Below are 22,174 nucleotides of genomic sequence, written 5' to 3'. Positions count from 1 at the left end.
GTCAGTGGGGTGCGTCACGATGGGGGCATGGCAGCGAGCGAGGGCAGGACGACCAAGGCGACCGGGGCGACCAAGGGGCCCAGGGGGACCCGGGCGGTCAAGGGCAAGAAGGACACCATCGCGGCGGCGCGGCGTCCGGAGGTGCGGCTGCCCCCGCTCGTTCCCTTCGACGGCGAGGGCCTGGAGCCGGACGGGGACTACGACGGGATGCGGTTCGACGGAGTGGACCTGGCGGACGCGTCGGGCCGGGGCGCCCGGTTCATGGACTGCGCGCTGGACGGCTGCGCCCTGGACCGCGCGGAGTTGGCGCGGGCCCGGTTCATCGACACGGTGCTGACGGGCGTACGGGGTGTGGGCACCGATCTCGCGGAGGCGTCGCTGCGGGACGTGGAGGTGGTGGACGCGCGCCTGGGCGGGGTGCAGCTGCACGGTGCGGTGCTGGAGCGGGTGGTGGTGCGCGGCGGCAAGATCGACTACCTGAATCTGCGCAAGGCCCGGCTCAAGGACGTCGTCTTCGAGGGCTGCGTGCTCTCCGAGCCGGATTTCGGGGACGCGCACCTGGTCCGCGTCGAGTTCCGGGACTGCGTGCTGAAGCGGGCGGACTTCAGCGCGGTCCGGATGGAGTCGGTGGACCTGCGCGCGGTGGCCGAGCTGGACATCGCGCGGGGCGTGGACCGGCTGGCGGGCGCGGTGATCAGCCCGTCGCAGCTGATGGAGCTGGCTCCGGCGTTCGCGGCGCAGATCGGGGTGCGGGTGGAGGCGTGAGGCCCCCCGGGCGGTGTCGCGGGCCTCACATGCGGGGGAAGCGGGCCTGGAGGTCCCAGATCACGGGGTTGTCGGCGAGGCCTTCGTGCATGTCGGCCAGGTCGGCGATCAGGTCGTGCAGGAAGTCGCGGGCCTCGCGGCGCAGGAGGGAGTGGCTGAAGGTGAGCGGGGGCTCGTCGCCGGGCATCCAGTCCGCCTCGACGTCGACCCAGCCGAAGCGCCGCTCGAACATCATCCGGTCCGAGGACTCGGTGAAGTCCAGCTCCGCGTACTGCTGCCGGTGCGAGCGGTTGCCGCGCGGGTCCTGGTCGATCTGCTCGACGATGTCGCACAGCGCCCACGCGAAGTCGAGCACCGGCACCCATCCCCAGGCTGTGGACACCTCGCGGTCCGCCTTGGTGTCCGCGAGATAGACGTCGCCGGAGAACAGATCGTGCCGCAGCGCGCGGACGTCCGCGCGGCGGTAGTCGGTCTGCGGGGGGTCGGGGAAGCGGCGGGAGAGGGAGTAGCCGATGTCGAGCACGGATCGATGGTGTCATGCCCGTCCGGGGCGGACCGACACGATCGGGTGAAGCGGTGTGGGTATGCCGGACGCATATGCCGACCGCTTTCTAGTCTCCGCCGTAGGGGAGCCACCCCGGCCCGTGAGATCTGGAGGAACCTGATGGGAACTGGTCTCAGTCACTTCCGCGGCTTCGTCGCCGAGAGCTTCCGCGACGAAGGCCGTGTGGAAGGCCGTGTGGAGGGCCGGGGTGAGGACATTCTGCGGATTCTCGCGGTGCGCGGTGTTCCGGTGCCGGACGAAGCGCGGCAGCGGATCACCGCCTGCAAGGACCTCGCGGTGCTCGATGTGTGGTTCGAGCGGGCCGTCACGGCGACGACCGTCGACGCGGTGCTCGCGGGGAGCTGATCGCCGGGTTCGTTCCGGAGGTCCTGTCCTCGCGGGCACTTCGACGACGTCCGGTGCCCCGGGGGCCGCTCGACGCGCAGGTCAGTCGGCCACGGCCTCGATCATGGCGAACGGCGCGGCCTCCGGGAGCGGGGTGACCGCCGTGAGGGTCAGGCCCGCGCGGCGGCACACCTCCGTGAAGTCCTCGCGGGTGCGCTCCCGACCGCCCACGTTCACCAGCATGTTGAGGTCGCTCAGGTAGGTGGCCCCGCCGTCCGTGACGTCTGCCCGGACGTCGACCGCGTCGGGAAGCACGGGTTCCACGATCAGGACGAGCCCGCCGGGCGGCAGTACCTGGCGGCAGTGGCTCAGGATCGTGACCACCTGGTCGTCCGTCCAGTCGTGCAGGACGCTCTTCATCAGGTAGAGGTCCGATCCCCCGGGGACCGAGTGGAAGAAGTCCCCGGCGATCAGGGAGCACCGGTCCTCCAGCCCGTGCCGCGCCATCGTGTCCGGCGTCCCGGCCAGGCCCTCCGCCGTGTCGAGGACGACACCGGTGAGGCCGGGATGGGCGGCGAGCACACCGGCCAGGAGGGTCCCGTCGCCCCCGCCGACATCCGTGACCGAGGTGAACCGGCCGAAGTCGAAGGCGTGCGGCAGGGCGGCGGCGGTCTCCGAGGAGGCTTGGCCCATCGCCGCGTTGAACTCCGCGGACAACTCGGGGTGCTGGGCGAGGTGGCTGAAGAAGTCGGTGCCGAACACGCCGTCGAACGCGACCTCGCCGGTGCGGACGCTGTCGTCCAGGTGCTCCCAGGCACGCACGATCGTCGGCTCGGTGAACATCCTGACGAACGAGGCGAGCGAGTCGGGGCGGCCGGGGTGCAGCAGCGCGCCCGCGGAGGTCACCGAGAAGGTTCCCGGCGCGGGCTCCCGCAGCAGGCCGAGCCCGGTCAGGGCACGCAGCAGCCGCTCCATGGGCTGAGGTTCGGCACCGGCGTCGGCGGCCACCTCGACGGCCCGGCGCGGCGCGTCACCCACCAGTTCCACCACCCTCAACCGGGCCGCCGCGCGCAGGGTCTGCGCCGCCATGCTCCCGAACGCCAGCCGGACGACCAGATCACGGTCGGCCGTTTCCGCTGCCGTGACGGCAAGGTTGGTGCTCGTGCTTGTGCTTGTGCTTGTGCTTGTGCTTGTGCTCGTGCTCGTGCTGGTGTTCGTCATGGGTTTCCTCTCACAGCGTGCGGTGGGTACGTGCGTGAAGGTCAGCCGGCGGACGTGGACCTGCCGGCCAGAGCGCGCGGCGTGCACCCGGCCAGGGCCGTGACGTCGCGGTGGAGGTGGGACTGGTCGGCGTATCCGCACGCGAGGGCGACGGCGTCGGCGTTCTCGCCCGCGCAGAGGGCCCGGGCGGCGTGGTCGAAGCGGACCAGCATGGCGGCGCGTTTGGGGGTGACGCCGATCTGGTCGGTGAACCGGGACCACAGCCGCTTGCGGCTCCATCCGAAGGACGCGGCGAGGCCGGCGACCCGGACCCGGCCCCGGCGGGCCACGATGGTGTCCCAGGCGGCCGCCACCTCGGGCGACACCGGCCGTGTGCCGACAGCGCGCCTCGCGAGGAAGGCGTCTGTCAGCGCCAGACGTTCCTGCCACGTAGCGGCGTCGGTCAACCGCTCGCGGAGCGAGCGGGCGTGCCGACCCCACAGGTCCTCCAGACCGTTGACCGACCCGTCCAGCTCGCGCGGGGAGACGCCCAGCACCGCATGGGCGGCCAGCGGCGGCAGGCACACCTCGACGCACTCGACGTGCTCGCCCCGGACACGGGCCGGGCCGGGCGACAACGCTGCGACGAAGCTCCTCAGCGGCCGGCGCGCCGTGGCGCTCTCCACCGTGAGGGAGGCGTCCCCGAGCCCGATGACGACGACCACGACCGGCTGGGGGAGCACCTGCATGTCCAGCCCGACCGACGCGCGGTCACGGAAGCCGGCCATTCGGACACCGTCGAGCGCCGTGCCGCCGAGCAAATGGGCGACCTCCCAGCCGTGCTCGGAATCGTGCTCCCGAGGCGCGGGGCCCACGTGATTTCTGCGCATGCCCCTACGGTTGCCGACTCCGGCGCGCTTGTCTTGGACGAAAGTTACGGAGTCACCCGGCCCCGCTGTGCCGCGAATCCGTCCGGCGCGTCACGCGGGCTCCGCGCCCCGGCTCACGGCAGCAGGCGCTGCTCCTTCGCCACCGACACCGCCCCCGCACGGGTGTCGACGCCGAGCTTGTCGTAGATCCGGCCCAGATGGGTCTTGACCGTGGCCTCGCTGATGAACAGGGCGCGGGCGATGTCGCGGTTGCCGAGGCCCTGGGAGAGCTGGGCCAGGATGTCGCGTTCGCGGTCGGTGAGGCTGGGGCGGGGGCTGCGCATCCGGGCCATCACCCGGCTGGCGACGGGGGCCGAGAGCGTGGTGCGGCCCTGGGCGGCGGACCGGATCGCGGCGAAGAGCTCCTCGGGGCGCTCCGCCTTCAGCAGATAGCCGGTCGCCCCCGCCTCGATGGCCCGGGTGATGTCGGCGTCGGTGTCGTACGTGGTCAGCACCAGGACGTGGACCGTGCCGTCGGCCGCGATGCGGCGGGTCGCCTCGACGCCGTCGATGCCCTCGCCGAGCTGGAGGTCCATGAGCACGACGTCCGGGGTGAGCCGGGCCGCGAGCACCACGGCCTCCTCGCCGCTGCCCGCCTCGCCGACGACCTCGATATCCGGTTCGCTGCCGAGGAGGGCGAGCAGCCCGGCCCGGACGACCACGTGGTCGTCGCAGAGCAGGATGCGTACGGGGGGCGTCTGCGGGCCTTGGCCGGTCATGCGGGGTCCTCCGGGACGGTGAGGGGGGCGGGCGCGAGCGGGATCGCGGCCGAGAGCACGGTGCCCTCGCCCGGGGCCGACTCGATGGTGAGCGTTCCGCCGAGCTGGCGCACGCGGGCCCGGATCGCGGGAAGCCCGTGGCCGCGCACGGTGTCGGGGCTGCGGACGCCCGCGGGCTCCACGGTGAAGCCGCGGCCGTTGTCGCCGACGTCGAGGACCACCCGGTCGTCGAGGTGGGTCAGGGTCAGCCCGGCGGCGGTGGCCCCGGAGTGCTCCCGCACGTTGGCCAGGGCCCCCTGGGCGATGCGCAACAGGGCGGACTGCACCCGGTCCGGCAGCGGGGCGCCCGGGGTGCCCTCCACATGGCAGTGGACGGTGAGCGCGCCCTCCGCCTGGGCGCTCTCCCGGGCCGCCAGCGTGCGCAGGGCCGACTCCAGGCCGCCGCCCTGCGCCAGGTCGGCGGGGGCCAGGTCGTGGACGAAGCGGCGGGCCTCGGCGAGGTTGCGTTCCGCGATGCCGGTGGCCGTACGGACATGGCGGCGGGCCGCGTCCGGATCGGCGCTCCAGGTGCGGTCGGCCGCCTGGAGCAGCATCTGCTGGCTGGACAGGCCCTGGGCCAGGGTGTCGTGGATCTCCATGGAGAGCCGCTGGCGCTCGGCGAGGGTCCCCTCGCGCCGCTCGATGGCCGCCAGTTCGCGCCGGGTGCGCAGCAGGTCGTCGATCAGCTCGCGCTGGCGTCCGGCCAGTTCCCGCTGGCGCACCGCCTGGCGCTGCATATGGACGAAGACGGCGCTCGCCACGGCGGCGACCGCGGGCGGGGCGAGGACCAGGTTCGGGTCGAACCCTTCGGCCAGGCGCAGTTGCGCGGCCACGACGAACGCGGTGAGCAGGGCGACCAGGGCGAGTGCCGCGCGCGGCGGCAGGATGCGCAGCCCGGTGTAGAACAACGGCACCGCGCACCACGCGAAGCTCGGCGCGAGGACGACCAGCACCATCCAGACGAGGACGAGCACGCCGAGCCAGGCGAGCCGGCGCGGGGTGGGGCGCGAACCGAGGACGGGTCCGAGGAGGTACAGCACCGCCAGGGTGATCGACAGGGCGATGATCCACGGGGTGCGGGCCTCGCCGGGGTGCCGCATCAGGAACCGGGTCAGCGAGGCGCCGAGCAGCAGGAAGAACGCGGCGTGCATGAGGAGCGCGAGCCAGCGGGCGTCGGGGTCGGCACCGGGACCCGCGGCAGGACCGGCGTCCAGGCCGGAGCCGGTGCCGGTGCCGGATCCATGTCCAGAGCCGGAGCCACGCCCAGCGTCCGAGCCGGAGTCACGCCCAGCGCCGGAGCCCGAGCCGAGGCCGGCGCTCCTGCCCGAGCCGGTGCCCGGAGCAGGATCGGCGCCCTGCCCCCACTCGGGGCCGGCCTCCTCCGGGGCTCGCGGAACGCTCCGGTCGTCCACCTCGTACCTCGTGTTCCGTCTCGCCCGACCCCGCTGAGACTCTGCTGACCAGCTGACCAGCTGACCAGCTGACCAGCTGACCAGCTGACCAGCTGACCAGCTGACCTGCTGACCAGCTGACCTGCTGACCTGCGCGGATCTTCCATCGTGACCCGATCCGGCCATCCCTGCATCAACCGATCGGCTGACAGGGGTGTCGGCCGACCCGCGCACCGCTTCCAGCCGGTACGTCGACCGTACGGGGCCGGATCCGCCGGGAGGATCGATACCAGAGCGAAACGCCCGGACCACTTCCGGGCCGCCCGGCACACCGAACTACCGGGCCGCTCGCACACCGAACTACCGGGCCGCCCCCGGATCACCAAGGAGCCACCATGAAGAAGCTGTCGCTGCGCACCCGTGTCGCCACCGGCGCCGTCGTTGTCGCCGCCCTCGGAGCCGGCACGTTCGGCGCGATGTCCGCGAGCGCCTCCTCCCCGGCCGCCGCCCCCGCCGCCGCGGTCAAGGCCGACACGAGCAACCGGAACCTCCAGCAGACGACGCACCTGACCGTGGCCGCCGCCACCAAGGCCGCGCAGGCCACGCTGGACGCGGCGAAGAAGGAGAACCAGCGGATCTCCGTCGCGGTCGTCGACCGCAACGGCAACACCATCGTCTCCCTGCGCGGCGACGGCGCCGGCCCGCAGTCCCCCGAGTCCGCGGTGAAGAAGGCGTACACCGCCGTCTCCTGGAACGCCCCCACCTCCGAGCTGGTCAAGCGTCTGGAGCAGGCCCCGAACCTGAAGGACATCCCTGGCACCCTGTTCCTCGGGGGCGGCGCCCCGGTGCAGGTCAAGGGCGCCCCGGTGGCGGGCATCGGGGTGGCCGGCGCGCCCAGCGGCGACCTCGACGAGAAGTTCGCCCGGGCGGGCGTCGCGGCCCTCGCCCGGTAGTCACCATCCGCACGGGCACAGCCGAGACATCCGCACAGGCACAGCCGGGAACGGAGTACCCATGAACGCCCTCGATCACGACCTCCTCACCGCCGCGCGCACCGGCGACACCGAAGGTGTGCGCACCGCGATCGAGGGCGGCGCCCGGGTCGACGTCCGCGACGAGGAGTTGCGCACCGCTCTCCTCCTCGCCGTCCACGGCGACCACGTCGAGGCGGCCCGGCTGCTCGTGGCCGCCGGGGCGGACCCGGACGCCCAGGACCGGCGCGAGGAGAGCCCGTGGCCGGCCACCGGGGTCACCGGCAGTGTCGCGATGCTGCACGTGCTGCTGCCGGCCGGCCCGGACCCGGCCCTGCGCAACCGGTTCGGCGGCGTCTCCCTCATCCCGGCGAGCGAACGCGGCCACGTCGGTTACGTACGGGAGGTGCTGCGCGTCACCGACATCGACGTCGACCACGTCAACCGGCTCGGCTGGACCGCCCTGCTGGAGGCGGTGATCCTCGGCGAGGGCGGGCTCGCGCACCAGCAGGTCGTGGAGCTGCTGCTCGCCGCCGGGGCGACGCGGGACCTGCCCGACGGCGACGGGGTGACGCCCCTGGCCCACGCCGAGCGGCGCGGCTTCGCCGAGCTGGCCGCCCTGCTGCGGGACGCCGCGTGACCGGGGACCCCGGCCCCCGCGCCCGTCGCCTCGCCCTCGGGCTCGTCGCCGCCGCCCTGCTCGCCGGGTGCTCGGCCGGCCCGACGGAAGCGACTCCGGGCACCGCCCCGGACGCCCCGGGCTCGTCCGCCGCGGCCACCCCCGACCCCTCCCGCACCCTCACCGGCCGCACCCCCGACGGCACCCTGCTCGTCGCCGACTTCGGCGGCGACACCGTGACCTTCGTGGACCCCGGGAAGGACGGCTCGGGAAGGAACGGGGCCCCCATCGCCTCCGTCGAGGTCGGCACCGCGCCCTACGGCCTCGTCGTCGGCGAGGACGGGCGGGCCTGGGTCGCCACCGCAGAGGGCGTCGCGGTCGTCGACACCCGGGAGCGGACCCGGCTCGCGCTCGTCCCGTACGAGACGGAGTCCGGCCCGGTCACCACCGGCGAGTACCGGGGCGGCGGCATGGGCATCGCCCTGGCCCCGGACGGGAAGCACGTCTACGTCGGGGTCAACGTGCCCGGCGAGGACGGCGCGGTCGAGGTCATCGACACCGCGACCCGCGAGGTCACCGGCACCGCGCCCGTCGGCATGCGCCCCTTCGACGTGGACGTGTCCCCGGACGGCCGCGAGGTGTACGCCACCGATCACGACTCCTTCGACGTGACGGCGGTGGACGCCGGCTCGCTGGAGACCCGGCGCATGGAGGTCGCCCCGTACGGCACGGAGGGCGGGCTCGGCTCCTGGCTGAAGCCGCACTACGCCGTCGTGCGCCCCGGGGACGGCAAGCTGCTGCTGCCGTTCGAGGGGGAGCGGCTCGCGGTCCTGGACCCGCGCACGGGAGAGGTGACGATCGAGCCGATGACCGCGAACACCCACCAGCACGGCGCGGCCCTCGCGCCCGACGGCACCCTTCTCGTGGTGGGCACCGGCCCGATCGGATCGGACGACGAGGCTCCCTCGCTCACCGTCCGCGCCCCCGACGGCACGGAGCGGGTCGTTCCGCTGGACGGGCCGCACGAGGACGTGGCGGTGTCGAAGGACGGCCGCACGGCGTACGTCACCGGCGGCTTCACGCGCGACGGCTACTGGAACGGCATCACGGTCGTCGACCTGGACGACGAGAAGAACGAGCCGGTCCGCCTGAAGGCAGGCAACCGGCCGCTCGGAATCGCCATCCTCTGAGCTGGAGCCGCCCGCTCTTCCCCCGAGGCGGGCGGCTCCTTCCACCCGGGAAGCACCAGGCAGCACCAGGCAGCACCAGGCAGCACCAGGCAGCACCAGGGAAGCACCCGGCAAGCACCCGGGAAGCAGCCGGGAACCCGTCCTCCCGAGTCCTAGGATCGGTCGGGTGAACCACGCTCACCCGCCCCGGCGGCGCACCGCCCGCACCTCTCTGCTGCTCGCCCTCGCCCTGACTCTCCTCGGCGCGGGCTGCACGGGCGGGGTGCGGGGAGCCCCGGGCGCGGCCGGACTGCGCGACCCCTACTTCCCGGGGCTCGGCAACGGCGGCTACGACGTCACCCACTACGGCCTGGAGCTCGACGTCGACCCGGCCGGAGACCGGCTGCGCGGCACCGCCACGATCACCGCCCGTGCCACCCAGGACCTGAGCGCCTTCCACCTCGACCTCGCCGGGCTCGACGTGGACGGCGCCACGGTCGAGGGCCGCCCGGCCGCCGTGAACCGGGCGGGCAAGGAGCTGACGCTGCGTCCGGCGGCCGCCGTCGAGGACCGGCTGCGCGAGGGGCGTACGTTCACCGCCGTCGTGCGCTACTCGGGCTCCCCGGAGACGATCACCGACCAGGACGGGTCGAAGGAGGGCTGGCTGCGGACGGCGGACGGCGCGGTCGCCCTCGGCGAACCGGCCGGGTCCATGGCCTGGTTCCCCGGCAACCACCACCCGAGCGACAAGGCCGCGTACGACCTCGCGATCACCGTGCCCGAGGGGCTCGCCGGGATCTCCAACGGGGAGCTGGTGTCCCGGCGTACGGCGAACGGGCGCACCGCCTACCGCTGGCGGACCGCCGAACCGATGGCGAGCTATCTGGCGACCGTCGCCGTGGGGAGGTTCGCCACCGAGGAGTCGGTGACCCCCGAGGGCATCCGGGTGTTCACCGCCGTGGACCCGGAGTCGGCGGCGGCGAGCGCGGACGTGCTGGCGCGGATTCCGGCCGTGCTGAAGTGGTCGGCGGGGAAGTTCGGCCCGTATCCCTTCTCGTCCGCCGGGGCGATCGTCGAGCGGACGGGCGACTCGGCGTACGCCCTGGAGACCCAGAACCGGCCCGTCTACCCCGGCCCGCCGGACACCGCCCTCCTCGTCCACGAACTGGCCCACCAGTGGTTCGGGAACTCCGTTACCCCCGCGACCTGGCGGGACATGTGGCTGAACGAGGGCTTCGCGACCTACGCGGAGTGGCTCTGGGCCGCCGACCACGAGGACGTACCGGTCGAGGAGAGCTTTCGGGAGGCGTACGAGTCCGACGCGAACTGGGCGTTCCCGCCCGCCGATCCGCCGTCCGCCGCCGAGCTGTCCGAGCCGCCGGTCTACGGGCGCGGGGCGATGGCCGTGCACCGCGTCCGGCTCGCCCTGGACGACGACCGGGCGTTCTTCGCCCTGGTCCAGGGGTGGACGAAGACCCACCGGCACGCCAACGCCTCGACCGACGACTTCACCGCGTACGTGGAGGAGAAGACGGGGCGGGACCTCACCGAGCTGTGGGACGCCTGGCTGTACGGCAGGAGCCGGCCGCCCGTGGAGGGCTGACCGGCTCCCGTACCGGTTGACGTGACGCGTTACTTGACGTTGACCCCGGTCCAGGTGGCCGAGACCGCCTTCAGCTCCTCGCTGTCCGCGCCGAACAGGTCGGTCGCCGCCTTCTCGGTCGCGACGCGCGCGCCCGCGTAGTCGGTGGTGGAGGTCATGTAGACGGAGAGGGCCTTGTACCAGATCTGGTACGCCTTCTCCCGGCCGACGCCCGTCAGCGTCGAGCCGTCGGAGGTCGCGGAGTCGTAGTCGACTCCGTTGACCGTCTTCTTTCCGCTGCCCTCGGCGAGCAGGTAGAAGAAGTGGTTGGCGACGCCGGAGGAGTAGTGGACGTCCAGGTTGCCGAGGTTCTCGTCCCAGAAGTCGGCCGAGTTGCCGTCCTTGCTGGGCTTGTCCATGTAGCGCAGCGGGGTGCCGTCGCCGTTGATGTCGATCTTCTCGCCGATGAGGTAGTCCCCGGCGTCCGAGGCGTTGTCGGCGAAGAACTCCACCGACGCGCCGAGGATGTCGCTGGTCGCCTCGTTGAGGCCGCCGGACTCGCCCGCGTAGTCCAGGTTGGCGGTGGCGGAGGTGAGCCCGTGGGTCATCTCGTGGGCGGCGACGTCGATGGAGGTGAGGGCGCTCTTGTCGCCCTCGCCGTCGCCGTACGTCATGCAGAAGCAGCTGTCGTCCCAGAAGGCGTTGACGTAGTTCTCGCCGTAGTGGACCCGGGAGTAGGCGGCCTTGCCGTCGCCCGCGATGCCGTCGCGGCCGAGCGCGGCCTTGTAGAAGTCCCAGGTCTTCGCGGCGCCGTAGTGGGCGTCGACGGCGGCGGTCTGCCGGTCCGCGCCGGTGCCGTCGCCCCAGGCGTCGTCGTCGTCCGTGACGAGTTCGCCGGTGCCGGAGGAACCCTGGTTCAGGTCGTACGTCTGGTGGCCGCCGCGCTCGCCGTCGGTCAGCTCGAAGCCCGCGTCGGTCTTCGTGGTGGTGAGCTCGACCTCGCCGCTGTACTGGCTGGTGCCGGTGCCGGTCTCGATCGCTTCGTAGCTGTGCAGCTTCTTTCCGGTGGTGGCGTCGGTGATGGTGTGGACGCGGCTGGGCGTGCCGTCCTTCTGGACGCCCTTCTTGACGGTCTCCCAGGCGAGGACGGGGTTCTCGCCGCCCGCGTAGACCACCTTGCGGGCGCTCGCCGCGGCCTTCAGCTTCGGCGTCGTCGACGCCACGGCTATCTTCGCGTCGGTCGCCCTGTCGACGCTCTTGATCTTTCCGGCGGCGGTGGCGTGGGTGACGAGGTCGCCGCCGAGGACGGGCAGGCCGTCGTAGGTGCGCTCGTAGCGGGTGTGGACCGTGCCCTTGGCGTCCTTGACGACGTCGCGGGCGATCAGCTTCTCCCGGCCGTCGAGCTTCAGGGCCTTCGCCGCGGATGAGGCCTCTGCCTGCGCCGACTTGATGGCCGTGGCGCGCCGCGCCGAGGGGTTCACGCCGAGTGCGGCGGCCGTCGAGGGCGTCGCCGCGGTGGTACGGGCGTCGCCGTCGCCGGGCGTGGCGGCGGCGGATCCGGCCTGGACACCGGCGACGACCATCGCGGCGACCGCCGCGAGTGCTGCGAGCCGACGGGTGCCGCGGTGGGCGCGGGAGGTGTGGGGGGTGGTGTGGAGGGTCATGTGTGTCTTCTCCGTTGGTCGTCCTGTGGGGGGACTACGAGCGGAGAGCGTGCCACCTCATGGGCGAAGTTGACGGTGTGCCGACAATTGCCTCACAAGATTTTGACCAGCTCTTGTACGAATGGGGGGCCGTGCTGTCCGGTATTCGGTGAAGTGGTGGATTTCCGCCGTACGGGGCGGACGGCGGAACGGGCCCTCACACGCGCCGGAGCCCCCGGCCGCGAAGGCGGCCGGGGGCTCCCGTGAAGCGGGTGGAGCGGTGGTGCGCTCGGGTCAGAGGTTGACGCCGAAGTCCTGGGCGATGCCGCGCAGGCCGGAGGCGTACCCCTGGCCGACCGCGCGGAACTTCCACTCTGCGCCGTTGCGGTACAGCTCGCCGAAGACCATGGCGGTCTCGGTGGCGGCGTCCTCGCTCAGGTCGTAGCGGGCGATCTCGGCGCCGCCGGCCTGGTTGAGGATGCGGATGAACGCGTTCCGGACCTGGCCGAAGTTCTGGCTGCGGTTCTCGGCGTCGTAGATGGAGACCGGGAAGACGATCTTGTCCACGTCGGCCGGCAGGCCCGCCAGGTTGACGTTGATCTGCTCGTCGTCGCCCTCGCCCTCACCCGTGACGTTGTCACCGGTGTGCACGATGGTCTGGTCCGGCGTCGACTTGTTGTTGAAGAAGACGAAGTGGCCGTCCGAGACGACCTTCCCCGCCGGGTTGACCGCGATCGCCGAGGCGTCGAGGTCGAAGTCGGTGCCGGTGGTGGTACGGACGTCCCAGCCGAGGCCGACCGTGACGGCGGTAAGGCCCGGTGCCTCCTTGGTGAGCGAGACGTTGCCGCCCTTGGACAGGCTTACTGCCATGGGAAGTCCCTTTCCTCGTCGTGTGCGGGCTTCGTGCCATCACGAAAGCTACCGTCACCCGTCATAACGCAGGCAGCAGACCACGAGGTTCCTGGTCGCTTTACTTTCTTTGCCGAACTTCGTCCCGAAGTGGAGCCGGTCAGGGGAACCCGGTGCGGACCCGTGTGCGATCCCGTGGGCAAAAGAAGGTGACGAACGGGGTGTGGGGAAGGGACCATGGGTGTCATGTCCGGGCCCCATGTCATCCGCGGCTCGGTCTCCCTCCCGGAGGCCGAGCTCATGTGGCGTTTCTCGCGGTCCTCCGGGCCCGGCGGCCAGCACGTCAACACCAGCGACTCCCAGGTCGAGCTGCGCTTCGACCTGGCGGCGACCGACGCGCTCCCCGAGGTGTGGAAGGCGCGGGCGCTGGAGCGGCTCGCGAGCAGGCTGGTGGGCGGGGTGATCTCCGTGCGGGCCTCCGAGCACCGCTCCCAGTGGCGCAACCGCGAGACGGCCGCGGTGCGGCTCGCCGCACTCCTGGCCGAGGCCACGGCGCCGCCGCCCAAGCCCCGGATCAAGCGGAAGATCCCGCGCGGGATCAACGAGCGCAGGCTGCGGGAGAAGAAGCAGCGCGGCGACACCAAGCGCGGGCGCTCGGGCCGCGACTGGTGACGTCCGTCCCGCGACCGGTGACGCTCGGGCCGCGACCGGTGATGCTCGGGCCGCGACCGGTGATGCTCGGGCCGCGACCGGTGGCGCTCGGGCCGCGACCGGTGGCTCGGGAGGCCCTGCGCCGTCAGCCCAACTGGCGGTAGCGGCCCTTGAAGTAGGCCAGCGGGTCGCCCTCCGCGCTCGGCAGCTCCGCCGTGAGGACCCGCCCGATCACCAGGGTGTGGTCCCCGGCCACCACGCGCTGCTCGGTGCGGCACTCCAGCGTCGCGAGCGCCCCGCCGATCAGCGGAGCCTGCGTCACCTCGCCACGTGCGTACGGGATGTCCTCGAACAGCAGCCGGTCGCTGATCCGGCCCTTCATGGCGAACCGCCCCGCGATGTGCCGCTGGCTCGCGGCCAGGACGGAGACCGCCCACAGCGGCTGCTCGTCCAGCAGGTCGTCCATCCGGGAGCCGTTGCGCAGGCTCACCGTCACCAGGGGCGGGTCCAGGGACACGGACATGAAGGCGGTCGCCGTCATGCCCACGTCCTCCCCCCGGCCGTCCTCGTCGAGGGGCGGCTCCTGGGCGGTGACCAGCACCACCCCGGCGGCCAGCCGCGCTAGGGCGGCACGGAACTCGTCGTTGCTCACTCCCTCAGCATGGGGGACGGTCTCGGGGCGCGGGGTGGGGGGCTTCGTCTGGAGCACACACAGACGCTAACCGCGGGGGCCGGGTGGTCGCATCGGGCCAGGGGACCAGGCCGGTCCTAGGACTCCGGAAAGGACCGCGTGCGCGGGCGCGTGGGCGGCGCGACGAGCGGGCGCACACAACGGGAACCGGCCCTTCCGCGCACGTAGCGAACGAGAGTCGTCGCCCTGGGTCACCGACTCGGCCCGGGCATCTGTTGTGACTTGAGTCACAGAGTCCATTTTCCGCTGACCCTGTGTACCGGGTGCACAGCTCACTGTGATTCAGTGGCCGTGACACTGCAATAAGTACGTCGATATGAAACCTGGAGTTGCTGTCGAGGTCTCGGGGAGTGCGAGCGATGGAGGCCGAGTCGGAACCGTACGTCCGCCTTGCGACCATGCGGCAGCTGCATCAGGCCGTCGCTGATCTCAATACGGCGCGGAGTCTGGCGGACACGCTGCAGACCGTGGCCGACGGGATCGTCGCGGGCCTCGGCTACGAGCTGGGCTGCGTGAACCTGGTCCGGCCGGACGGCGACCTCGTCATCGCGGCCTTCGCGGGCAACGCCGCGGCCGAGGCCCTGATCACCGGCCGCGTCGGCTCCCGCGCCTCCTGGGAGCGCCGGCTCTCCATGGGCGAGGCCTGGGACGACCTCCGCTTCATCCCGCACACCGAGGGCTGGGTCCTCCTCGACGACGACGTACCCCAGTGGCACACCGAGGGACCCGAACCCCGGTTCGAGGACGAGTGGCACCCGCTGGACCGGCTCTACGCCCCGATGTACGCCTCCGGGAGCGGCCGGGACCTCCTCGGCGTCATATCCGTCGACAGGCCGCGCAACGGGCGCCGCCCCGGGGCGTGGGGGCGCGAGGCGCTCCAGATGTACGCCTCCCAGGCCGCCATCGCGATCAGCAACGCCCGGCTGCGGGCCAACATGCAGCGCGCCCTCGTCCGCCTGGAGCGGGAGCAGCAGGCGCTGCGGGCCAGCGAGGAGTCCTTCCGCCAGGCCTTCGAGTACGCGCCCAGCGGCATGGCCATCGCCGAGATGGGCGGCGACCAGCACGGTCGGCTCCTGCGCACCAACGACGCCCTGTGCCGACTGCTCGGCCGCCCCGCCTCGGTGCTCCGTCGCTACTCCTTCGCCGATCTGGTCCACCCCGAGGACATCGGCACCCTGCTGCGGACCTCCGCCGAGGGCGGCCGGGCCGAGCTGCGTCTCAGCCGCCGGGACGGCACGTATCTGTGGGTGTCCCTGCGCAACTCGGTCGTGGCCGACACCGCCGACGGGCCGCGCTTCCTGCTCACCCATGTCGAGGACATAGAGGAGCGCAAGCGGCACGAGCTGAACCTCGCCCACCGCGCCTCGCACGACGCGCTGACCGGGCTGCCCAACAGCGCCGAGCTGAAGTCACGGCTCAGCGCCCGGATCTGCGAGCGGCCGAACTCCCCGGCCGCGACCGCGATCGAGGCGCTGGACGCGGCGTACGGGGACGTCGAGTCGTCCCTGACCCACGGCTACCAGGCCGACGGCTACGAGGGCGAGGCGGTTCCCGGCGGCGGGCCCTTCGACCACCATGTGCACGCCGAGGCCCCGGATCCGGAGCACGACGACGGGACGAAGGGGCTCGCGGTCCTCTTCTGCGACCTCGACGGCTTCAAGTCCATCAACGACCGCTTCGGGCACCACACCGGCGACGCCGTGCTCATCGAGGTCTCCCGGCGGCTGAGCACCTGTGTGAGGGACGGTGACACCGTCGCCCGGCTCGGGGGTGACGAATTCGTCGTTCTCGCCGACGGCCTCGGGGCGGCGGACGCCGCTGACCTGGCCGTTCGCCTGAGAAATGCCATCATTCCGCCCATAAGGGTCGACGGTCGCGCGGTCCGGGTCGGGGCGAGTTTCGGCATCGGCTGGGCCGAGTGCGGAATGACCGCCGAGGAGGTCCTGCGCTCCGCCGACCAGCGGATGTACGTGGAGAAGCGGTCCCGGTCGAAGGTTCACCGCCGGGCCGGATGACGTTCACGACCCGTTTCTCCCTCCACCCCGTACCCGTTCCCCGGAGGCCGTCCGAGCCGCTCCGCGCAATTCGGGGGCTGCTCCGTTCGAGGTAGGCTCGGCCGGTCGGCGACGGCTGGCGACATGGTGAGGAGTGACCCAGGGATGACGGCCGGAAACAACGGCGCGAGCAAGCCCGAGGACGACGATCCGTTCGGCTATCTGTACGCGGACGGACAGGCGGCAGGCGCCCAGCCGCCCGGCCAGGGCGGCTACGGCTACCCGGGGCCGGCCGCGCAGCCGGGTGTGCCCAGAACGTCCTACAACCAGGTGCGGGCCGTCGGCGAGCGCCAGTACGGACAGCAGCAGGCGCCGCAGCAGCAGGGCGGGTACGGCTACCCGCCCCAGCAGCAGTACGGCCAGCCCGCGCAGCAGTACAACCGGCCGAACCCGCAGTACGCGGCCCCCGAGACCTACCCGGGCGGCGGGTCCGACGGACAGCCTCCGGCACAGGGCGGCCATGGCGGCGGTCCGGGCCGGGGCGGCCCGAACACCAAGGCGCTCCTGATCGCGGCGGTCGCCGTGGTCGCGGTCGTCCTCATCGGCATCGGCGCCGCCCTGATCACGGGCGACGACGGCGACAAGGACGACAACAAGGACGAGGCGTCCTCCTCGCAGGGCCCCGCCGGCGAGGTCGAGGAGTCGAAGAAGCCGGAGAAGAAGACCAAGGAGACCCCGAAGCCGGTCGAGCTGCCGAAGCAGGACGCGGCGACGCTGACGCTGGGCGGCACGGCGGCCCTGGACTCCACGGTCGAGGGCGCCAAGGGTGCGAACGGCAACTACATCAACCTGAACGAGGTCGGCCGGTCGGCCACCTGGACGGTCGAGGTTCCCGAGGACGGCGCGTACACCCTGTACGTGACCTACGGCGTGCCCGGCAAGGACGCGAAGACGACCCTGACGGTCAACGCGCAGGAGCCCCGCTCCATCAACATGAAGAACTTCGCCCAGGCTCCCGAGGGCGATCTGGAGAAGGGCTGGACGAACACGTACGCGTACGTCCAGCTCGACAAGGGCTCCAACACCCTCAAGCTGTCGTGCGAGACGGGCGACGAGTGCGACGCCAATCTCGACCAGCTGGAGCTGAAGTCCGGCCACATCAAGAGCTAGTCACACCGTGCGCGACGACGCCCTGACCGCCCCGAGGTGGTCAGGGCGTCGGCGTGTGCGGCTCCACGACGACGCGCGGCAGCAGCTCCGCGTAGGCCGCCGCGTCGAAATCGCCGGCCGTCGGGGCCAGCACCGTCGCCGTCGACAGGGCCACCGCCCGGGCGAGGCGCTCCGGCCAGTCGAGCCCCTCGGCCAGGGCGGACAGCAGCCCGGCCACCGCCGAGTCGCCCGCGCCGGTCGGGTTGCCGCGCACGGGGGCGGGCGGGGCGGCCCGCCAGACGCCGTCCGGGGTGAGCGCGAGCACGCCCTCCGGGCCCAGGGAAGCGATCACGGAGTGGGCCCCGCGGCGGCGGGCGTCGTGGGCGGCGCGCAGCGGTTCGCGGGAGCCGGTCAGCTGGGCCAGCTCCTCGGCGTTCGGCTTGACCAGGTCGGGGCGGGCGGCGATGCCCCGGCGCAGCGGTTCGCCGCTGGTGTCCAGGAGGACGGGCACGGCGGCGGCGCGGGCGGTCCGGACCAGTTCCGCGTAGGCGCCGACATGGATGCCCGGCGGCAGACTGCCGCAGAGCGCGACGGCGTCGGCTCCGGCGAGCAGCTCCTCGTACGTCCGCAGGAAGGCGGCCCATTCGGCGGGGCTCACCTGCGGTCCGGGTTCGTTGAGCTGGGTGGTGTCGCCGGTCGAGCGGTCGGTGACGGCGAGCGTGCGGCGGGTGTTCCCGGCGACGGGCACGAGGGCGTCGCGCGGCGGGAGCGGGGCGAGGAGGTCGCGCAGGGCGCCTCCGGTGGCCCCGCCGACGAAGCCGGTCACCACGCTCTCGTGGCCCAGCGCGCCGAGGACCCGGGCGACGTTGAGGCCCTTGCCGCCGGGGCGTTCGGTGACCTCGCCGACCCGGTGGCTGCGGTGCGGGACGAGCGCGTCGACGGTGTACGTCACGTCGAGCGCGGTGTTCAGGGTGACGGTCAGGATCACCTCTGCCGGTCCTTCCCTCGGTGCATGGCCCCAGCGGTGCGCGCACCCGTCCGCGCGGGTGCTCATCCGATGATCATGTCAAAGCGATGGCGGTCGGCCCAGTCCCGCGGGCCGTCCGCCATCGCTTCGTTACGTGCTCGCCGCCCGCCGGCCGTCCGCCTAGACGGTCTTCGGCTCGATGATCCACTCGCCCCGGCGCATGACGCCCCTGAGGACGAAGTCCTCGTCGAGGACGACCAGGTCGGCGTCCTTGCCCGCCTCCAGCGAGCCGACCCGGTCGTAGACGCCGAGCAGCCGGGCGGGGTTGGCGGAGATGGACCGGACGACGTCCTCGACGGGGATGTCGTCGAGGGTGACGGCCCGCCGGAACGCGGTGTCCAGGGTGAGCGTGGAGCCGGCGATCGAGCCGCCCTCCACCAGCCGGGCCACCCCGTCGGTGACCTCGACCGCGAGCGGACCGAGCTGGTACTCCCCGTCGCCGAAGCCGGCGGCGTCCATCGCGTCGGTGATCAGCGCGACGCGGGCCGCGCCCTTGTGGCGGTAGGCCAGCTCCAGGACGGCCGGGTGCAGATGCGTGCCGTCGTTGATCAGCTCGACGGTGATCCGGTCGTCCTCCAGGAGGGCGGCGATCGGGCCGGGGTCGCGGTGGGCGAGCGGCGGCATCGCGTTGAACAGGTGCGTGGCGACGGTCGCGCCCGCGTCGATGGCCTCGACGGTCTGTTCGTACGTCGCGTCCGTGTGGCCGATCGCGGCGATGACCCCGTGTTCGGCGAGCAGCCGTACGGAGTCGATGCCGCCGGGCAGCTCGGTGGCGAGGGTGAACATCCGGGCGGTGCCGCGCGCGGCGTCCAGCAGCTTGCGGACGTCGGCCGGGTCCGGGTCGCGCAGCAGCTCCTCGCTGTGGGCGCCCTTGCGGCACGGCGAGATGAAGGGGCCCTCGAAGTGGATTCCGGCCAGGTCGCCCTGCTCGACCAGCTCGGACAGCACGCCCGCGCGCCGGGCGAGGAAGTCCATCTCGCCGGTGACCGTGGAGGCGACCATCGTGGTGGTGCCGTGCTCGCGGTGCGTACGGATGCCGGTGAGGACCTCGTCCACGGTGCCGGAGGTGAAGGAGGCTCCGCCGCCGCCGTGGTTGTGCATGTCCACGAAGCCGGGGACCACCCAGTGGCCGCTGAGGTCGATGGTCCGGGCGCCCTCCGGTGCGGAACCGGAGATCCGGGTGGACTCGACGGTCACCCGGCCGTCCTCGACGGTGCCGGTGGGGAGCACCACCCGGGCGCCGGCGAGAACGGTGCTGTCTGCTGCGCGTCCGGCCATCAGGCGGAAACCTCCGTGGAGAGTAGATCCCAGGCGAGCAGCCCCGCGCCCAGGCATCCGGCGGTGTCCCCGAGGGCCGCCGGGACGATAAGGGGCAGCTTCTGGAACGTGACGCGTTCCTCGACGGCCGCACGCAGTGGTGTGAACAAGGTTTCCCCGGCTTCGGCGAGACCGCCACCGATGATGAGCGTGCCCGGGTCGAGGAGGGTGAGCGCGGTGACGAGGCCGGCGGCGAGCGCGTCGATCGCGTCCTGCCAGACCCGGACCGCCGCCGGGTCGCCGGACTCGACGGCCTTCGCGCAGTCCGCGGCGTCCGCCCCGGGGTCCCCGGAGGCGGCGGCCCAGGCCCGCGTCACCGCGGCGGCCGAGGCCAGCGTCTCCAGACAGCCGCGCTGGCCGCAACTGCAGTCGGGGCCGTCCGGGCGGACCACGATGTGGCCGATCTCCCCCGCGTCCCCGTGGGCGCCCGCCTCGATGGCGCCCGCGATGCCGATGGCCCCGGCGATCCCGGTGCCCAGCGGGACGAACAGGAAGCGGTCCGCGCCCCGCCCGGCCCCGATCCGGCCCTCGGCGAGCCCGCCGGTGCGGACGTCGTGGCCGAGGGCGACGGGGACGCCGAGGCGTTCCCCCAGCAGGGCGCGCAGCGGTACGTCGCGCCAGCCCAGGTTCGCGGCGTACACCGCGATGCCCTTCTCGGCGTCGACGATGCCGGGCACGGCGACCCCGGCGGCGACGGCGCTCTCGCCGAGGTGCTCCTCGCCGTGGGCCCGCAGATCCGCCGCGAACGCGAGGATGGTCTCGACGACCGCGTCGGCGCCGCGCTCCCGGCCGGTGGCCCGCCGCGCCTCGTGGAGGAGGGTGCCGTCGGTCCCGACCAGTGCGGCCTTCATTCCGGTGCCGCCCACATCGAGGGCGATGACATGTCTCACGGGAGACAGTTTCGCCCGCCGACCCCCAAAAGGTCTAGTCCACTAGCGCGGTTTGTTGCGCACCCATACAAAATGATGAACGAGTGAAGGCCGGTCTTTTTCTGCCGGAAAGTCACTAATAGGGAGCCCGGATCGGGGGGAATCCGGACCAAAGGTCTGGACCAAGATACGGGTAGCGGCCCTCGACTGCCAGTACGCGTGCGCCAGTTGTGGCCTCCGGGGCCCGTATACGTTGCCGAAGCGATACTCCGGTGGTGTAGACCTCCGCGTCGGCGGTGGGGGAAAATCGCAGTTCATCCGGATGGTGTCCAGGACAGGGCGACACTGCCGCGGCCGGTCAGCGGCCGGAGGCCGACGCCGTGCACCGTCCGTGAGCAGGCGATCGACGAGGATGGGCGAGGCTGTGCAGCGGCGCTTTTTGGGTCTGACCGCGGTGGCGGCCGCGCTGGGAATGACGGCGACCATGGCGGGCTGCGGCGGTGAGGCCGCATCGGACGACGTCACGCTCAAGCTGGTCGCCGCCGACTACGGCACCGGTCCGGAGAACAGCTCCGACAAGTACTGGAGCGGGGTCGCCGCGGGCTTCGAGAAGGCGCACCCCGGCATCAAGGTCGATGTCACCGTCCTCCACTGGAAGGACGTCGACCGCGAGGTCGGGAAGATGGTCGAGGCGGGCGACCCCCCGGACATCGCCCAGATCGGCGCGTACGCGGACTACGCCAAGGCGGGCGAGCTCTACACCGCCGACGAGACGCTCGCGATCCGCACCACGGCGAACTTCCTGCCGTCGCTCGCCGACGCGGGCAAGATCAACGGCACGCAGTACGGCCTGCCCTTCGTCGCCAGCACCCGGCTGCTCTTCTACAACGAGAAGCTCTTCGACCAGGCGGGCCTGGACGCCCCCGAGACCTGGGACGACATCCGGAGCGACGCCGCCGCGCTCAGGGCGAAGGGCGTCGACTACCCCTTCGCCCTGCCGCTCGGCCAGGAGGAGGCCCAGGCCGAGACCCTGATGTGGCTCCTCAGCGGTGGCGGCGGCTACACGGACGACGTGGGCGCGTACGACCTCGACTCGGCGGAGAACGTCGCCACGTTCCGCTGGCTGCGGGACAACCTCGTCGGCGCGGGCCTCACCGGCCCGGTCGCGCCGGGCAAGCTCGACCGGGCGAAGGCGTTCGAGGCGTTCGCCGCCGGCAAGGTCGGCATGCTCAACGGACACCCCACACTGATGGACGAGGCCGAGGCCGAGGGCGTCAAGGTCGGCATGGTGCCGCTGCCCGGCTCCGACGGCCCGACCAAGGGCTCCATGGGCGTCGCCGACTGGATGATGGGCTTCAAGAAGAACGGCCACCGCCAGGAGATAGGCCAGTTCTTCGACTACGCCTACTCCGACGAGAACGTGCTGGAGTTCGCCGACCAGTACGACCTGCTCCCGGTCACCGGCAGTGCCTCCGCCGCGATGGAGACCGACACGAAGCACAAGAAGCTGCGCCCGTTCCTGGCGGCCCTGCCGAACTCGACGCTCATCCCCTACGGCAAGACGTCCTGGGCCACGGTCAGCGACGCGATCAAGAAGAAGATCGGCAGCGCGGTCGCGCCGGGCAGCAACCCCGAGGGCATCCTCGGAGAGGTGGCTACCGAGGCGACACGGGCGGAGGCCGCCGAGTAGCGGTCGCGGTCCCGGTGTCGG

At 72.4% G+C, this 22,174-nt stretch carries 21 protein-coding genes; 10 read left to right on the top strand and 11 right to left on the bottom strand.

Going from position 1 to position 22,174, the window contains the following annotated elements:
- Positions 1–27: 27 nt before the first annotated feature.
- Positions 28–765: a pentapeptide repeat-containing protein gene (locus tag ACIRJT_RS27165; protein WP_403913879.1), complete on the top strand. Its 738-nt coding sequence runs from the start codon at positions 28–30 to the stop codon at positions 763–765.
- 25 nt (positions 766–790) lie between these two features.
- Here the strand turns inward: ACIRJT_RS27165 and ACIRJT_RS27160 are convergent, their stop codons facing one another.
- Positions 791–1,288 carry a hypothetical protein gene (locus tag ACIRJT_RS27160; RefSeq protein WP_383784781.1) on the bottom strand — a complete coding sequence of 166 codons (498 nt, stop codon included), beginning with the start codon at positions 1,286–1,288 and terminating at the stop codon, positions 791–793.
- A gap of 141 nt (positions 1,289–1,429) precedes the next feature.
- Here ACIRJT_RS27160 and ACIRJT_RS27155 point away from each other — a divergent pair, with 141 nt between their 5' ends.
- Complete coding sequence (locus tag ACIRJT_RS27155) at positions 1,430–1,675, top strand: hypothetical protein (protein ID WP_403913877.1); 246 nt, start codon at positions 1,430–1,432, stop codon at positions 1,673–1,675.
- A gap of 81 nt (positions 1,676–1,756) precedes the next feature.
- Here the strand turns inward: ACIRJT_RS27155 and ACIRJT_RS27150 are convergent, their stop codons facing one another.
- The 4 genes from ACIRJT_RS27150 to ACIRJT_RS27135 all read right to left on the bottom strand — a co-directional run bounded on the left by ACIRJT_RS27150 (position 1,757) and on the right by ACIRJT_RS27135 (position 5,755).
- Entirely contained in the window at positions 1,757–2,875 is a 1,119-nt protein-coding gene (locus tag ACIRJT_RS27150; protein ID WP_403913874.1) for a methyltransferase, read from the bottom strand.
- Between the two features lie 41 nt (positions 2,876–2,916).
- Entirely contained in the window at positions 2,917–3,744 is an 828-nt protein-coding gene (locus ACIRJT_RS27145) for a helix-turn-helix domain-containing protein (RefSeq protein ID WP_403913871.1), read from the bottom strand.
- A 113-nt stretch (positions 3,745–3,857) separates the two neighbouring features.
- The gene (locus ACIRJT_RS27140; protein WP_215111152.1) at positions 3,858–4,502 is read right to left on the bottom strand and encodes a response regulator transcription factor; all 645 of its coding nucleotides are present in this window, start codon (positions 4,500–4,502) and stop codon (positions 3,858–3,860) included.
- Complete coding sequence (locus tag ACIRJT_RS27135) at positions 4,499–5,755, bottom strand: sensor histidine kinase (RefSeq protein WP_403914101.1); 1,257 nt, start codon at positions 5,753–5,755, stop codon at positions 4,499–4,501. The genes ACIRJT_RS27140 and ACIRJT_RS27135 overlap by 4 nt, the downstream gene beginning before the upstream one ends.
- Before the next feature lie 572 nt (positions 5,756–6,327).
- Here ACIRJT_RS27135 and ACIRJT_RS27130 point away from each other — a divergent pair.
- The 4 genes from ACIRJT_RS27130 to ACIRJT_RS27115 all read left to right on the top strand — a co-directional run bounded on the left by ACIRJT_RS27130 (position 6,328) and on the right by ACIRJT_RS27115 (position 10,294).
- On the top strand, positions 6,328–6,885 hold the full coding sequence (locus ACIRJT_RS27130) for a heme-binding protein (protein ID WP_403913868.1): 558 nt from the start codon (positions 6,328–6,330) through the stop codon (positions 6,883–6,885).
- A gap of 61 nt (positions 6,886–6,946) precedes the next feature.
- Complete coding sequence (locus ACIRJT_RS27125) at positions 6,947–7,543, top strand: ankyrin repeat domain-containing protein (RefSeq protein ID WP_403913865.1); 597 nt, start codon at positions 6,947–6,949, stop codon at positions 7,541–7,543.
- Entirely contained in the window at positions 7,540–8,712 is a 1,173-nt protein-coding gene (locus tag ACIRJT_RS27120; protein WP_403913862.1) for a YncE family protein, read from the top strand. Before ACIRJT_RS27125 ends, ACIRJT_RS27120 begins: the two co-directional genes overlap by 4 nt.
- Positions 8,713–8,878: 166 nt before the next feature.
- On the top strand, positions 8,879–10,294 hold the full coding sequence (locus ACIRJT_RS27115) for a M1 family metallopeptidase (protein WP_403913859.1): 1,416 nt from the start codon (positions 8,879–8,881) through the stop codon (positions 10,292–10,294).
- 29 nt (positions 10,295–10,323) lie between these two features.
- On the opposite strand, the gene ACIRJT_RS27110 is transcribed toward ACIRJT_RS27115, so the two are convergent.
- On the bottom strand, positions 10,324–11,937 hold the full coding sequence (locus ACIRJT_RS27110) for a M4 family metallopeptidase (protein WP_403913856.1): 1,614 nt from the start codon (positions 11,935–11,937) through the stop codon (positions 10,324–10,326).
- A 273-nt stretch (positions 11,938–12,210) separates the two neighbouring features.
- Positions 12,211–12,786, bottom strand: a complete 576-nt coding sequence (locus ACIRJT_RS27105) for a TerD family protein (protein WP_018959769.1) — start codon at positions 12,784–12,786, stop codon at positions 12,211–12,213.
- Positions 12,787–13,011: 225 nt separating this feature from the next.
- On the opposite strand from ACIRJT_RS27105, the gene arfB reads away from it, so the two are divergent.
- The gene (gene arfB / locus ACIRJT_RS27100; RefSeq protein ID WP_371624319.1) at positions 13,012–13,437 is read left to right on the top strand and encodes an alternative ribosome rescue aminoacyl-tRNA hydrolase ArfB; all 426 of its coding nucleotides are present in this window, start codon (positions 13,012–13,014) and stop codon (positions 13,435–13,437) included.
- A gap of 124 nt (positions 13,438–13,561) precedes the next feature.
- On the opposite strand, the gene ACIRJT_RS27095 is transcribed toward arfB, so the two are convergent.
- Positions 13,562–14,068 carry a flavin reductase family protein gene (locus ACIRJT_RS27095; RefSeq protein WP_403913853.1) on the bottom strand — a complete coding sequence of 169 codons (507 nt, stop codon included), beginning with the start codon at positions 14,066–14,068 and terminating at the stop codon, positions 13,562–13,564.
- Between the two features lie 398 nt (positions 14,069–14,466).
- Here ACIRJT_RS27095 and cdgB point away from each other — a divergent pair, with 398 nt between their 5' ends.
- Both cdgB and ACIRJT_RS27085 read left to right on the top strand, forming a co-directional pair.
- On the top strand, positions 14,467–16,122 hold the full coding sequence (gene cdgB / locus ACIRJT_RS27090; RefSeq protein WP_403913850.1) for a diguanylate cyclase CdgB: 1,656 nt from the start codon (positions 14,467–14,469) through the stop codon (positions 16,120–16,122).
- 144 nt (positions 16,123–16,266) lie between these two features.
- Positions 16,267–17,271: a carbohydrate-binding protein gene (locus ACIRJT_RS27085; RefSeq protein WP_403913847.1), complete on the top strand. Its 1,005-nt coding sequence runs from the start codon at positions 16,267–16,269 to the stop codon at positions 17,269–17,271.
- Positions 17,272–17,311: 40 nt separating this feature from the next.
- On the opposite strand, the gene ACIRJT_RS27080 is transcribed toward ACIRJT_RS27085, so the two are convergent.
- From ACIRJT_RS27080 to ACIRJT_RS27070, 3 genes are all read right to left on the bottom strand, one after another.
- On the bottom strand, positions 17,312–18,238 hold the full coding sequence (locus ACIRJT_RS27080) for a 1-phosphofructokinase family hexose kinase (protein ID WP_403914099.1): 927 nt from the start codon (positions 18,236–18,238) through the stop codon (positions 17,312–17,314).
- A 159-nt stretch (positions 18,239–18,397) separates the two neighbouring features.
- Positions 18,398–19,555 (bottom strand): N-acetylglucosamine-6-phosphate deacetylase, encoded by a 1,158-nt coding sequence (gene nagA, locus ACIRJT_RS27075; protein WP_403913846.1) that lies wholly within the window; start codon positions 19,553–19,555, stop codon positions 18,398–18,400.
- On the bottom strand, positions 19,555–20,445 hold the full coding sequence (locus ACIRJT_RS27070) for an ROK family protein (protein ID WP_403914097.1): 891 nt from the start codon (positions 20,443–20,445) through the stop codon (positions 19,555–19,557). The genes nagA and ACIRJT_RS27070 overlap by 1 nt, the downstream gene beginning before the upstream one ends.
- 430 nt (positions 20,446–20,875) lie before the next feature.
- On the opposite strand from ACIRJT_RS27070, the gene ACIRJT_RS27065 reads away from it, so the two are divergent.
- Positions 20,876–22,153: an ABC transporter substrate-binding protein gene (locus ACIRJT_RS27065; RefSeq protein WP_403913843.1), complete on the top strand. Its 1,278-nt coding sequence runs from the start codon at positions 20,876–20,878 to the stop codon at positions 22,151–22,153.
- Positions 22,154–22,174: the final 21 nt, after the last annotated feature.

The organism is Streptomyces sp. NPDC102283 (assembly GCF_044766265.1).
Lineage (GTDB): Bacteria > Actinomycetota > Actinomycetes > Streptomycetales > Streptomycetaceae > Streptomyces.
This window is presented reverse-complemented; position numbering and strand designations above follow the sequence as displayed.